The sequence below is a fragment of the Euzebyales bacterium genome (genome assembly GCA_036374135.1).
In the GTDB taxonomy this organism is placed as follows: domain Bacteria; phylum Actinomycetota; class Nitriliruptoria; order Euzebyales; family JAHELV01; genus JAHELV01.
Genome location: DASUUK010000014.1, coordinates 1 through 13513 on the forward strand (window position 1 = coordinate 1; position 13513 = coordinate 13513).

The following is a 13513-nucleotide window of genomic DNA, read 5'->3' on the forward strand; positions in this document are numbered from 1 at the left end:
CCCTCGTCGAGCAGCTTGCGGAACATCTCCACACCGGTGACCGTGGTCTTGGTCGTGTCGCGGATGCCGACGATCTCAACCGAGTCGCCGACCTTGACGACACCCTGCTCGATCCGCCCGGTCACCACGGTGCCGCGGCCCGTGATCGAGAACACGTCCTCGACCGGCATCAGGTAGGGCTTGTCGATGTCGCGCTCGGGCTCCTCGAAGAAGTTGTCCACGGCCTCCATCAGCTCGACGACGCCGGACTCCCAGGCCTCGTCACCGTCGAGGGCCTTGAGCGCGGACACGCGGACGACCGGTGTGTCGTCACCGTCGAACTCGTAGCTGCTCAGCAGCTCGCGGACCTCCAGCTCGACGAGCTCGAGCAGTTCCTCGTCGTCGACCATGTCGGCCTTGTTCAGCGCCACGATCAGGCGGGGCACGCCGACCTGGCGGGCGAGCAGCACGTGCTCACGCGTCTGGGGCATCGGGCCGTCCGCGGCCGACACGACCAGGATCGCGCCGTCCATCTGCGCCGCGCCGGTGATCATGTTCTTGACGTAGTCGGCGTGGCCGGGGGCGTCGACGTGCGCGTAGTGGCGCTTGTCGGTCTCGTACTCGACGTGCGCGACATTGATCGTGATGCCGCGCTCGCGCTCCTCCGGCGCCTTGTCGATCGCGTCGAACGCCATCGTCTGGACGTTGGGGTTACGCTTGTGCAGCACGCTGGTGATCGCCGCGGTCAGCGTCGTCTTGCCGTGGTCGACGTGACCGATCGTGCCGATGTTCATGTGCGGCTTGGTCCGCTCGAACTTGCTCTTCGCCATGCGTTGGTTCCTTTGCTGCCTGTGGATCGTCCGCGGGCGCGGCCGGGGCCGCGGTTGGGGCTCCCGGCCTACTCGCCGCGAATCTTGGCGACGATCTCGTCCGCCAGCGACTCGGGGACGGGTTCGTATCCGGAGAACTGCATCGTGTAGTTGGCGCGCCCCTGCGTCTTGCTGCGCAGGTCGGTGGCGTAGCCGAACATCTCCGACAGCGGCACCTGCGCGGTCACCACCTGGGTGTTGCCGCGGGTGCCCATCTCGCCGATCTGACCGCGCCGGGCGGTCAGGTCGCCGATGACGTCCCCGAGGTAGTCCTCGGGCGTCGTCACCTCGACGTCGAACACCGGCTCGAGCAGTGCGACGCCCGCCCTGCGCGCGGCCTCCTTGAGCGCCATCGACCCGGCGATCTTGAACGACATCTCCGACGAGTCGACGTCGTGGTAGCTGCCGTCGGACAGGCGGGCCCGCAGATCGACCAGCGGGTAGCCGGCCAGCACGCCGCCCTCCATCGCCTCGCGGATGCCCTGGTCGACCGACCCGATGAACTCGCGCGGGATCGCCCCGCCGCGGATCTCGTCGGAGAACTCGTAGCCGCCGACCTCGCCGGTGGGCTCGCCATCCTCGTCGAGGATCTGGCGGGGCTCGGTGGCGAAGGAACCGGTCGGCTCGATCGAGATCTTCACCTCGGCGAACTGGCCGGAGCCACCGGTCTGGCGCTTGAAGCGCAGCCGGTGGCCGGTGACGGGGCGGCGGATGGTCTCGCGGTACGCGACCTGCGGACGCCCGATGTTCGCGTCGACCTTGAACTCGCGCAGCATGCGGTCCACGAGCACCTCGAGGTGCAGCTCGCCCATGCCGCCGATGATGGTCTGGCCGGTCTCCTCGTCGGTCCGGACCGTGAAGGTCGGGTCCTCCTCTGCCAGCTTCTGCAGGCTCTCGCCGAGCTTCTGCTGGTCGGCCTTGGTCTTCGGCTCGATCGCGATGTGGATGACCGGGGCGGGGAAGTCCATGCGCTCGAGCAGGACGGCGGCCTGCGGGTCGCAGAGCGTGTCGCCCGTCGTCGTGAACTTCAGGCCGACGGCCGCGCAGATGTCGCCGGTGAAGGCCGCGGGGCGGTCCTCGCGTGAGTTTGCGTGCATCTGCAGGATGCGCCCGAAGCGCTCCTTGCGGTCCTTGGTCGAGTTGATGACCGCCTCACCCTGCTCGACCACGCCCGAGTAGACCCGGAAGTACGTCAGCTTGCCGACGTACGGGTCGCTCATGATCTTGAACGCCAGCGCCGAGAACGGCTCGTTCTCGTCCGCCTTGCGCTCGATCGGGTCGCCCGTCTTGAGGTCGACGCCGGCCACCGGCGGCACGTCGGCCGGCGAGGGCAGGAAGTCGACCACGGCGTCGAGCAGCAGCTGCACGCCCTTGTTCTTGAACGCTGAACCGCACAGCACCGGCGTGATCTGGTTGTCGATCGTCGCGTCGCGGATGCCGCCGACCAGCTGCTCACGGGTCAGGTCGTCGTTGAGCAGGTACTCCTCGAGCAGCTCCTCGTTGGTCTCTGCGATCGCCTCGACCAGCGCCGAGCGGTACTCAGCGGCCTGGTCCGCCAGCTCCTCTGGGATCTCGTGGTCGTGGAACGTCGACCCGAAGTCGTCGCCGCTGCCCTCCCACACGCGCGCCTTCATGTCGATCAGGTCGACGACGCCGACGAAGTCGCTCTCGGCCCCGACCGGCAGCTGCACCGGCACCGGCTTCGCGTCCAGGCGCTTGCGGATCGACGCGACCGCGGCGAAGAAGTCCGCACCGATGCGGTCCATCTTGTTGATGAAGCACACTCGGGGGACGCCGTACTTGTCGGCCTGACGCCAGACGGTCTCGGACTGCGGCTCGACGCCGCTGACAGCGTCGAACACGGCCACCGAGCCGTCGAGGATGCGCAGCGAACGCTCCACCTCGACGGTGAAGTCGACGTGACCTGGTGTGTCGATGATGTTGATCACGTGGTCGCGCCACTGTGCGGTGGTCGCGGCCGAGGTGATCGTGATGCCCCGCTCCTGTTCCTGGGGCATCCAGTCCATCGTCGCGGCGCCCTCGTGCACCTCACCGATCTTGTAGTTCTTGCCGGTGTAGTAGAGGATGCGCTCGGTTGTCGTCGTCTTGCCCGCGTCGATGTGCGCCATGATCCCGATGTTGCGGGTGCGCTTGAGCGGGTGTTCTCGCTTGACCATCGGTGTACCCCGGGGTTCGAAGCGTCGGTCTGCGGGTCTGGTCCGTTGGTGCCGCGCGTGGGTGGTGCGCGGGACTACCAGCGGTAGTGGGCGAACGCCTTGTTGGCGTCGGCCATCTTGTGGGTGTCCTCACGGCGCTTGACCGAGGCACCGGTGTTGTTGCTCGCGTCCAGGAGCTCGCCGGCGAGGCGCTGGGCCATCGTGTGCTCGCGACGGGCGCGGGCGTACTGCGTGATCCAACGCAGTGCCAGCGTGGTGTCGCGGCCGCGCCGCACCTCGATCGGGACCTGGTAGGTGGCGCCACCGACGCGGCGCGACTTGACCTCCAGCAGCGGCTTGACGTTGTCCAATGCCCGCCGGAAGGTCTGCACCGGGTCGGCGCCGGTACGCGTCTGCATGAGATCGAACGCGTCGTACACGATGCGCTCGGCCAGCGAGCGCTTGCCGTCGAGCATGACCTTGTTGATCAGCTGCGTCACCAGCACGCTGGAGTGCTTGGGGTCCGGCGTCAGCTTGCGATGGGGAGCGGGTCCCTTGCGAGGCATCGACTACACCTAACCCTTCTTCGCGCCGTACTTCGAGCGGGCCTGCTGGCGGCCTGCGACACCGGAGGCGTCGAGTGCCGCGCGGATGACCTTGTAGCGGACACCCGGCAGGTCACGGACACGACCACCACGCACGAGCACCATCGAGTGCTCCTGCAGGTTGTGGCCCTCACCGGGGATGTAGGCGGTGACCTCGATCCCCGAGCTCAGCCGCACGCGGCACACCTTGCGCAGCGCCGAGTTCGGCTTCTTCGGTGTGGTCGTGTACACGCGCGTGCACACGCCACGGCGCTGCGGCGAGCCCTTGAGCGCCGCGGTCTTCCCACGCGACGTCTTCTTGTCGCGGCCCTTGCGGACCAACTGCTGGATGGTCGGCATGAAGCACGTTCCTGTCTGATCTGTCTCGTCACGGGTCGTGCGGACGTCCGCGCCGCACACCGGCCCTCGGTGCCCTCTCGGGCCACGCACCCGGGCGTTTCACATCCACGTGCATGTGGCAGCCATGTGGGCGGCTCGGTGCGGGTGCGCGCCGGCGCTGTGGCGTTGCGGTCGAGGATCTGCGATGACCTCGTCCGCCCGTGTCCTCGGTGGGGACGCGTCGCCAGCAGTCGCCTGCTGTCAGTCGCCTACAGCCGCGGACTGTCGCCTGCGGTTGCACCACTGCGCTGCAGCGGTTCCGGCGGATGTCTCCGGTCCGGCGGAGCCGGTCCATCAGTCGGTCGTGGAACCAGGTCCCACGACCGTGGGTGTCTCGTCAGAGACACACGATCGACGCCAAGGCACGCCTTGGCGTCGCTGGGATGCGAGTACGAGAGTAGGTCGCCACCCCGACCGTGTCAACCTCGTCAGTGTCGCCCCCCTCGGGGCGACGGGCACTCCGCGAGCCTGGTGGGCGGACGCCCCGCGACCACCGTGCAGCGGACGCCGCTGACCGCGCTCAGAGTCGCCGCCGCCACTCGTCTGCCGCGCGCACCCGCCGTTCGAGCTGGGCGACGGTCGCCTGACCAACGGTGCGCAACCCGACACGACGGTTCAGCTCGAGGTTGACCTTCTGGTGGCTCAGCCCGGTCAGCCGGGCCAGCGTCCTGACCTTCGCGGCGTTCTGATCCCGCAGCCGGCGCTTGTGCGCCTGTCGTGTCACATCCGCGGGCGGCTCGTCCCCGGCGTCGCGACCCGGCAGCGGCGGAGGAGGTGCGAGCGCCACGGTCAAGGTGCCGTCATCCGTCGGGTCGCGCTCGGCCGCGACGTCGTCGAACGCGGGCGTGGCGTCGACGGGGGCGCCCAGCGGCGTCGCCGAGATCGCGGAGAACAACGAGAGCTGGTCTCGCGGCTCCTGCTCGACCGGCCGCGTCGCATCCTCCAGCTCGTCGGCATCGCCGTCGTCGCCCGCCCGTCGCCGCAGGCTGTGCCGCCGTTGCTCGGTGATCTGGGTCGCCCACGCGCGCAGCCGGTGATCGTCGGGCAGGAAGAGATAGGCCTGCTGGAGGCGGAGCCCCCGGCGCCAGCGAACGAGCCGACCCACGGCCTGGCGGAAGAACAACTCCGTTGTCGTCGTCGTCGCGTAGACGCCGACGCGCAGCCGTGGGATGTCCACCCCCTCGGAGACCATCCGGACGGCGACCAGCCACGGATCGGTGCCATCGCCGAACCGCGAGATCCGCGCAGAGGCGTCCGGGTCCTCCGATGTCGCGACCGTGGCGGTCACGCCGAGCCGGTCGCGCACCATGCCGGCCATCCCCCGAGCGTGCTCCTGGTCGGTGGCGATGACCAGGCCTCCCGCATCGGGCTGTGACCGACGCACCTCGCGCAGCCGCGCGAGCGCGGCTTCCAGCACGGCCGGCAGCCACTCGCCGTGGAGCGACAGCGCGGTCCGCAGGCGCTGGCTCGACGATGCGGCGTCGAGGGGGTCGGCGAAGGTCGCGGACCGTACGAGGCCGTCGGCACCGGCCCACTCCATCCGTCCGTCGGTGCGCGGGAACGGCGGCCAGATCCGCCAGCGCCGCCGCCAATGCGAACGTCGTCTTGCCGGCCCCGGCGTCGCGACCGCCAGGAAGTCCGGACCACCGGCTGAGAACCGCTCCAACGCCTCAGCCTGCCATGGTCGGAGCCTGACGGATCGTGCCATCTGCGTGTGCAACACCTCGGGCGCTCGACGGAGCCGCGACCCTAGCAGCGCAGCGCCCGTCCGCGACGGTTCCACCCCGGCGCGGCGCACACCGCGAACGAGCGGGCGACGACGTCGGCGAACGCGACCTCCGTGGATCAGGAGTCCGACGAGGTGGCGTGCTGCCACGTGGCGACAGCGGCGGCGCGCCGGGTGACACCGAGCTTGGCGTACACGTTGGTCAGGTGGTTCTTGACGGTCTTGCGTGACACCGCCAGGGTGTCGGCGATCTGGGCGTTCGTCCGGCCGTCGGCGACGAGCCGCATCACCTCGCGTTCGCGCCGGGTCAACCGATCGACATCGCCTGTCGCGACGCGGAGTCGCTGGTCGCGGAAGCCGGTGGCCAGCGCCTCCGCCACATCCGACGACAGATGTGCGCCGCCGACGAGCACGGCCCGTGCCGCGACGGTCAACTCACCCGATGAGCACGTCGAGGTGGACACGACGCCGCGCGCGCCGGCCCGCAGGGCGTGCGCGACCGTGATGGCGTCGACGTCATCGACGATGACCAGGCAGGCGCTCCCCGACACCGTCGTCACCACCTCGGGATCGTCGACGGCACCGGACCACGTCACGACGACGCTGTCCGGCCGGTCGCGGTCGACCACGGAACGCAGCCGATCAGCGGTCGCGAGGCGCGCCACGACACGCAGATCCCGGCGGGCCGCCAGCATCGACCAGACATCGTCGGACACCACGCCGGCACGGTCCACCACGAGGAGCGAGACGACGTCGGGTGAGGGGCCGGTGCGATCGTGCTGCACGACTGGTGCGGGAGCACTCACGTGCTGTCCGCCCCACAGGCGGCGATTCGATCGAAGCGCCCGCCGGGCACGTGACCACCGACCGACGCACGCGGACCCGCTCCGTGTGCCGGCCCGGATGCCCGCAGGCCGCACACTGCGGATGTCGGGGGGGTGTGCCGGGCCATGTGACGCTCCTGCCGTCGGGCGGATGGCGCAGTGTGGCGTGCGCCGTCGGCTTCCGCGGGAGTCCCACGCTGGCAGATGGACAGGTGTGCTGGAAACCGTCGTGATGTGCCGTCCGAACGGGCGATCCCAGGCTGGACCAACGGCCGGGCGGGCGGCGGGCGCTGCCGGTGCGGCGCGGTCACGTGCTCCCGGGCCCCGGAGCGGTCGCCACCAGGTAGCGCAGGATCTCGAGATCGCGGCGTCGACGCTCGTCGTAGCCGGGGGTCTCGAGCACCGCGGCCGGTGCGTCGGCGGCCCCCAACATGGCCGCGATCGTCGCGAGACCCATCTCGCCGGCTCCGAGGTTGGCGTGTCGGTCCCGCCCCGATCCGGCGGGCGAGGCCGAGTCGTTGACGTGCACCAGGTCGATGCCGCCGGTCGCGGCCGCGAACTCCCGCACCCAGCCTGCCGGGTCCTTCGCGGCCGCCTGGTCGGCGGCGAACGCGTGGGCCGTGTCCAGGCACGCGCCGACCTGCACCGCCGTGCCCGCGCCGCGCAACGCCGCGAACAACGTGGCGATGCTGTCGGTGTGACGGCCGACCGACGCCTGTCCGGACGCGGTGTTCTCGATGAGCAGCGGCACGTCCGTGTCGAGGTGGTCGACCATGTCGAGCCATCGCGCGACGGCCGCGTCGACGCAGCTGCCGGCACCCGCCTGACCGGCGTGCACGACCACACCACCCGCACCGACGTCGGCGGCCGCATCGCAGGTCTGCTGCAGCAGCACGCGCGAGCGGTCCCGGACCGTCGGGTCACTGCTCGCGGGGTTGCACAGGTACGGCGCGTGCACGGCCACCAACCGTCCCGACGCCGCGAGCTCGGCCGCATCGGCGCGAGGCCGGGGGGCCTGCCACGTCCGCGGTGACGACACATGGATCTGGATCACGTCGATCCCCAGCCCATCTGCCACGCGCAAGGGGTCCTTCGAGGCCAGGTGCCCGCCGATGCGCATGTCAGTCGACCGCCACCGGCAGATCCTCGGCCTCCGCGGCGCGGCGCAGCGCGGCGATCGTCAGCTCGATCGGCACTCGTCGTCCAGGCGCAGGACGGCCCGCAGGCGCGCGAGGGGCCGTCGTGATCGCCACACCTCGTTGGGCCCTCTCAGCGGAACCCCGATCGACGTCGCCTCCACCAGCGCGAGGTCGGCAGCGCCCGCGTGCAGGTCGGTGATGGCGGCGCCTCCGTTGATCATCGAAGTCATCGGGTGGGCCGCCGCGGGCGTGCTGCTCCGGGCCTAGAGCTCCTCGATGATCTCGGCACGCTTGCGGGCGAACTCCTCGTCTGACACCAGGCCGTCGTCACGCAACTGGGTCAGCCGGCGGAGCCGCTCCTCCACCGAGGGCGACGACGGCGCGCCGGACGGAGCGTGCTGCCGCATGACCTGGGCGAGCGCCGCCGCATCCCGATCCGAGTCGGCCTGCTCGTCGGCCTGGATCTGCTCGAAGATGACCCCGCGGACGTGGCTGGGATCGCGAATGTTCTCGAACACCGAATCACCGGTCTCACCGGCCGACTCGATCACCACGATGCCGTTGTTGAGCAACCGGGCGATCAGACCCTGATTGAAGTTGACGTTGTTGATCCGATTGAGCGGGATCGACACACCGCTGCGACGGATGATCCCGCTCTGGTAGGCCACCCGTTCGTTGGTCACGGCGAACCGCGTGGTCTGCCACTGCACGAATGCGTATGCGGTGTTCGCCATCCAGATGATGCCGCCGGCCACGACCACCCATCCGAGCACCGTCGCCAGTGCTTCGCCGACCCACCAGCGCGCGACGAACACGACGAGGATCACGGCGCCGGCAAGGACCTGCTTCCAGAAGTACCACCAGTGCGGATGGGCGTGGAGCACCATCCGCTCGTGCGGCATGAGCTCGAACTGTGGTCCCATCATCCCGGCATGCTACTCCCGCACCGGCCCGGCGTGAACGCCACCTATCCCCCAGCGCGCGCGAACAGCACTGCGGTGGATCGCCGACATCGCCGCCGCCGGATCGATCGTGACGACGAACGTCGGCCACGCATCAGTGGGGCGATGTCGACCGCCAGACCGGCGACCGCCGTCGCGCCCCCCTCGGCGTCATCCGTGATGACGCTACTCACCCACGCGCCCGCACCGCCTCTCAACGCGGCGCACTGTGGACTCAGCAACCATCACGCCTCCACCCACTCGGCGGCAACTGGCCGCAGAACGCCGAAGCTGCGCGGCGCACTCGTCGGAGAGCGACTCGGGGTGCCCGAGCCCCCACCACACCGCGCCCACTGCCCGCCGACACGCCAACGCGGCGGGCGCCGCTGCTGCGCAGACGACTCAGGGTCCCGAGCCCCCTGGGCGAGGGGGGTTCCCTTCGGAGTCGGAGCGGTAGCGGCGCCCGCCGCGATCCACCGGGTCGGCGGCTAGTAGCCGCCCTCCCCCATCGTCCAGCCCTCGTCGGCCTCGTAGTACTCGCTGTCGCCGAACTGGTCCAGCAGGTCGGTCGTCATGACCTGTTCGGGGACCTCGGTCGGCAGCGGCCGCACCGAGCGGTAGCGCTTGAGCCCGGTGCCCGCCGGGATCAGCTTGCCGATGATCACGTTCTCCTTCAGGCCCACCAGCGAGTCGCTCTTGCCCTCGATGGCGGCCTCGGTCAGCACGCGGGTCGTCTCCTGGAACGACGCGGCCGACAGCCACGAGTCGGTGGCCAGCGACGCCTTGGTGATCCCCATGAGGATCTGGCGGCCATTCGCCGGCTGGTTGCCCTCGTCGAGCATCGTCCGGTTCGCCTCGGCGAAGCGCTGCCTGTCGACCAGCTCACCGGGCAGGAACTCGGTGTCACCGGGCTCCACCACGCTGACGCGCCGCAGCATCTGGCGGACGATCAGCTCGATGTGCTTGTCGTGGATCGACACACCCTGCGAGCGGTACACGGCCTGCACCTCGCGGACCAGCAACTGCTGGACCTCGCGGGCGCCACGCACCTCGAGCATCTCGTGCGGGTCGATCGACCCCTCGGTCAGCATCTCGCCGGCGTTGATGTGGTCACCGTCCGCCACGCGCAGTCGCGCGCGCCGTGACACCGTGACGGCCGACGTCTCGTCGCCGTCGTCGACGGTGATCTTGATGCCCTTGTCGGTCTCCTCGACCGACACGGTTCCGCTCAGCGTCGCGATCTCGGCCTTGCCCTTTGGGCTGCGGGCCTCGAACAGCTCGACGACACGCGGCAGACCGTGGGTGATGTCCTCACCCGCGACGCCACCGGTGTGGAACGTCCGCATGGTCAGCTGGGTACCGGGCTCACCGATCGACTGGGCGGCGATGATGCCGACCGCCTCACCGATCTGGACCTTGTGCCCCTCGGCGAGCGCGCGACCGTAGCACTCGACGCAGATGCCCAGCTGCGCCTCGCAGTTGAGCACGGTGCGCACACGCACGGTCTTCTCCGCGACGGTGGGCTCGTGGTCGAGCGGCTGTCCGGTCTCGGGGTCGTTGCCGTCACGCAGCACGCGACGCAGCAGACGGACCTCCTCGTCGGTGATCTCGGTGCCACGCTCCAGCAGCAGCGTGTCGCTGCCCGGGACGTACGCGTCCCCAGCGAGCACACGACCGAACAGCGACTGCGAGTCGCGCTCACCGACCACGACGGGGATGCCGCGCTCGGTGCCACAGTCGTCCTCGCGGACGATCAGGTCCTGGGCGATGTCGACCAGGCGACGCGTCAGGTAGCCCGAGTCGGCCGTCCGCAGCGCGGTGTCGGCCAGGCCCTTCCGCGCACCGTGCGTGGCGATGAAGTACTCGAGCACGGACAGGCCCTCGCGGAAGTTCGACTTGATCGGACGCTCGATGACCTCGCCGCGCGGGTTGGCCACCTGTCCGCGCATGCCGGCGATCTGGCGCAGCTGGGTCATGTTCCCTCGCGCACCGGAGTTCGCCATCATGTAGAACGGGTTCAGCCGGTCGAAGTTGGCCTCCATGGCCCTGGCGACCCGGTTGGTCGCCTCGGTCCAGATGTCGACCATCTCCTGCTTGCGCTCGTCCGCGGTGATGATGCCCTTGGCGAACTGCTTCTCGACCTTGGCCGCCAACGCGTCGTGCTCGGCGATGATCTCCGCCTTCTGCGGTGGTGTGTCGACGTCGGAGATCGACACCGTCACGCCCGCACGGGTCGCGTACCGGAAGCCGGTCTCCTTGAGGTTGTCGAGCACCTCGGCCGTCTCGGCGCGCGTCAGGTTGTCGGCACACCGGTTGATCAGATCGGCCAGCTGCTTGGAGCCCACCAGTCGGTTGACGAACGGCACGCCCGACGGGAGCACCTCGTTGAACAGCACGCGCCCAGGGGTCGTCAGGACGCGCACGCCCGCGGTCGAACGCGCGATCCCGTCCGTCACGATGTCCTCGTCGACGTCGTCGAACGCGTCATCATGTTCGATCGCCTTGTCGCGCAACCGCACGACGACCCACTCCTGCAGGCCGACGTTCCCGGCGTCGAGCGCCATGACGATCTCGGCCGCGCTGGTGAACGACTGCACGCGCCGCTCACCGGCGCGGATCTCGTCGATCAGACCGTCGCTGGCCAGATCGCCCTCGTCGGAGTCGTCCGCGTACGTCAGGTAGTAGCAGCCGACCACCATGTCCTGGCTGGCGGTGGCCAGCGGCCGGCCGTCGGCCGGGGACAGGATGTTGTTGCTCGACAGCATGAGGATGCGCGCCTCGGCCTGCGCCTCGGACGACAGCGGCAGGTGGACGGCCATCTGGTCGCCGTCGAAGTCGGCGTTGAACGCCTTGCAGACCAGCGGGTGGATCTGGATCGCCTTGCCCTCGACCAACTTCGGGACGAAGGCCTGGATGCCCAGGCGGTGCAGCGTCGGCGCGCGGTTCAGCAGCACGGGATGGTCGTTGATGACCTCCTCCAGCACGTCCCACACCTGCGGCCGCGCCCGCTCGACCATCCGCTTCGCGCTCTTGATGTTCTGCGCGTAGTTGAGGTCGACCAGCCGCTTCATGACGAACGGCTTGAACAGCTCCAGCGCCATCTGCTTGGGCAGACCGCACTCGTGCAGCTTGAGCTCCGGGCCGACGACGATGACCGAGCGGCCCGAGTAGTCGACGCGCTTGCCCAGCAGGTTCTGGCGGAACCGGCCCTGCTTGCCCTTCAGCATGTCCGAGATCGACTTGAGGGGGCGGTTGCCCGGCCCCGTGACGGGGCGACCGCGGCGGCCGTTGTCGAACAGCGCGTCGACGGCCTCCTGCAGCATCCGCTTCTCGTTGTTGACGATGATCTCGGGCGCGCCGAGGTCCAGCAGCCGCTTGAGGCGGTTGTTGCGGTTGATGACACGCCGGTACAGGTCGTTGAGGTCGCTGGTCGCGAACCGGCCACCGTCGAGCTGCACCATCGGGCGCAGGTCCGGCGGGATCACCGGTACGGCCTTGAGCACCATCGCGGTCGGGTCGTTGGTCGTCTGGCGGAACGCCTCGATGACCTTCAGCCGCTTGACGGCACGTGTCGCCTTCTGCGAGCGCGACTTGCGCTTGCCGGCGCGCAGCTTCTCGGCCTCGGCGGACAGGATCTTCCGCAACGCCTCGGCCTCGGCGTCGAAGTCGACGGCCGCGAGCAGATCACGGATGGCCTCGGCGCCCATGCCACCGGTGAAGTACTCCTCGAACCGGTCACGCAGCTCGCGGTACAGCAGCTCGTCGGCGATCAGCTGCTTGGGTGCCAGCGAGCGGAAGGTGTCGAGCACCTCGTCGAGGCGCTCGAGGCGCCCCTCGGCCGTCTCGGTGACCTGCTTGATGCCCTTCTCGAGCTCCTTGCGCTTGCGCCGTACCGCGTCGGCACGCGCGCCCGACTCCTCGAGCTCGGCCAGCTCGGTCTCCAGATCGGTCAGCATCTGGTCCCGGTCGACCGCCAGGTCCTGCTCGATCTGCTTCTTCTCGGCCGCGATCTCCTTCTCGAGCATCGACAGGTCGTCGTGACGCTTCTGGTCGTCGACCGACGTGATGATGTAGGCCGCGAAGTAGATGACCTTCTCGAGGTCCTTCGGCGCGAGGTCGAGCAGGTACCCCAGCCGCGACGGCACACCCTTGAAGTACCAGATGTGCGTGACGGGCGCGGCGAGCTCGATGTGACCCATGCGCTCGCGTCGGACCTTCGAGCGGGTGACCTCGACGCCACACCGCTCGCAGATGATGCCCTTGAAGCGCACGCGCTTGTACTTGCCGCAGTAGCACTCCCAGTCCCGCTGCGGCCCGAAGATCTTCTCGCAGAACAGGCCGTCCTTTTCGGGCTTGAGCGTGCGGTAGTTGATGGTCTCCGGCTTCTTGACCTCGCCGTTGGACCACATGCGCACCTGGTCCTGCGTGGCCAGGCTGATCCGCAACTCATCAAAGTTGTTGACGTCGAGCATCTATTGCTCTCACTTTCTTGATCGACCTGTCCCGGCTGCAGTCCGGGCGTCGAATGGTTTGTTGCGGGGCTACTCGGCGGAGGGGCCAAGCGGTGCGTCGTGCTGCGCCGGAGGTGACTCGGGGTGTCCGAGCCCCTGGTGAGGACGGGGTCCCCGCTGGAGCCGGAGGCGCAGTGCGGCGCACCGCGCCCACCACGCTCGCCCTCAGCTGCCGATCCCGAACTCGTCGCCGTAGCGCTCCGGCCGGGACAGGTCGATCCCCAGCTCCTCGGCGGCGCGGAACGCGTCGTCGTCGGAGTCACGGAACTCGATCTGGCTGCCCTCGGCCGACAGCACCTCGACGTTGAGGCACAGCGACTGCATCTCCTTGACCAGCACCTTGAACGACTCGGGGATGCCGGGCTCGGGGATGTTCTCGCCCTTG

At 69.4% G+C, this 13513-nt stretch carries 10 protein-coding genes and 1 pseudogene; all 11 read right to left on the reverse strand.

The features are described 5' to 3' along the window. Nucleotides 1-809, reverse strand: an 809-nt coding sequence (locus VFZ70_01815) for an elongation factor Tu (protein HEX6254524.1), incomplete at its 3' end; no start/stop codon positions are given. Between the two features lie 68 nt (nt 810-877). Continuing rightward, nucleotides 878-3025, reverse strand: coding sequence for an elongation factor G (gene fusA, locus VFZ70_01820; protein HEX6254525.1), 2148 nt, complete (start codon nt 3023-3025; stop codon nt 878-880). Between the two features lie 74 nt (nt 3026-3099). Continuing rightward, nucleotides 3100-3570: a 30S ribosomal protein S7 gene (gene rpsG / locus VFZ70_01825; GenBank protein HEX6254526.1), complete on the reverse strand. Its 471-nt coding sequence runs from the start codon at nt 3568-3570 to the stop codon at nt 3100-3102. Between the two features lie 9 nt (nt 3571-3579). Next, on the reverse strand, nt 3580-3948 hold the full coding sequence (gene rpsL / locus VFZ70_01830) for a 30S ribosomal protein S12 (GenBank protein ID HEX6254527.1): 369 nt from the start codon (nt 3946-3948) through the stop codon (nt 3580-3582). 559 nt (nt 3949-4507) lie between these two features. Further along, the gene (locus VFZ70_01835) at nt 4508-5695 is read right to left on the reverse strand and encodes a hypothetical protein (protein HEX6254528.1); all 1188 of its coding nucleotides are present in this window, start codon (nt 5693-5695) and stop codon (nt 4508-4510) included. Nucleotides 5696-5832: 137 nt separating this feature from the next. After that, on the reverse strand, nt 5833-6519 hold the full coding sequence (locus VFZ70_01840; protein HEX6254529.1) for a response regulator transcription factor: 687 nt from the start codon (nt 6517-6519) through the stop codon (nt 5833-5835). A 325-nt stretch (nt 6520-6844) separates the two neighbouring features. After that, on the reverse strand, nt 6845-7615 hold the full coding sequence (locus VFZ70_01845; protein ID HEX6254530.1) for a TIM barrel protein: 771 nt from the start codon (nt 7613-7615) through the stop codon (nt 6845-6847). A 102-nt stretch (nt 7616-7717) separates the two neighbouring features. Next, nucleotides 7718-7897: a hypothetical protein gene (locus tag VFZ70_01850; GenBank protein HEX6254531.1), complete on the reverse strand. Its 180-nt coding sequence runs from the start codon at nt 7895-7897 to the stop codon at nt 7718-7720. 42 nt (nt 7898-7939) lie between these two features. Next, the gene (locus VFZ70_01855; protein HEX6254532.1) at nt 7940-8602 is read right to left on the reverse strand and encodes a PH domain-containing protein; all 663 of its coding nucleotides are present in this window, start codon (nt 8600-8602) and stop codon (nt 7940-7942) included. 632 nt (nt 8603-9234) lie between these two features. Beyond that, nucleotides 9235-13089: pseudogene (locus tag VFZ70_01860) on the reverse strand (DNA-directed RNA polymerase subunit beta'). A 204-nt stretch (nt 13090-13293) separates the two neighbouring features. Then, a partial coding sequence (locus VFZ70_01865; GenBank protein ID HEX6254533.1) for a hypothetical protein occupies nt 13294-13513 on the reverse strand: 220 nt, incomplete at its 5' end.

Bases quoted from the DNA above. Each gene is read 5' to 3' on its own strand.
- fusA (HEX6254525.1), bottom strand. From the start codon at position 3,025: ATGGTCAAGCGAGAACACCCGCTCAAGCGCACCCGCAACATCGGGATC.
- rpsG (HEX6254526.1), bottom strand. From the start codon at position 3,570: ATGCCTCGCAAGGGACCCGCTCCCCATCGCAAGCTGACGCCGGACCCC.
- rpsL (HEX6254527.1), bottom strand. From the start codon at position 3,948: ATGCCGACCATCCAGCAGTTGGTCCGCAAGGGCCGCGACAAGAAGACG.
- VFZ70_01835 (HEX6254528.1), bottom strand. From the start codon at position 5,695: ATGGCACGATCCGTCAGGCTCCGACCATGGCAGGCTGAGGCGTTGGAG.
- VFZ70_01850 (HEX6254531.1), bottom strand. From the start codon at position 7,897: ATGATCAACGGAGGCGCCGCCATCACCGACCTGCACGCGGGCGCTGCC.
- VFZ70_01855 (HEX6254532.1), bottom strand. From the start codon at position 8,602: ATGATGGGACCACAGTTCGAGCTCATGCCGCACGAGCGGATGGTGCTC.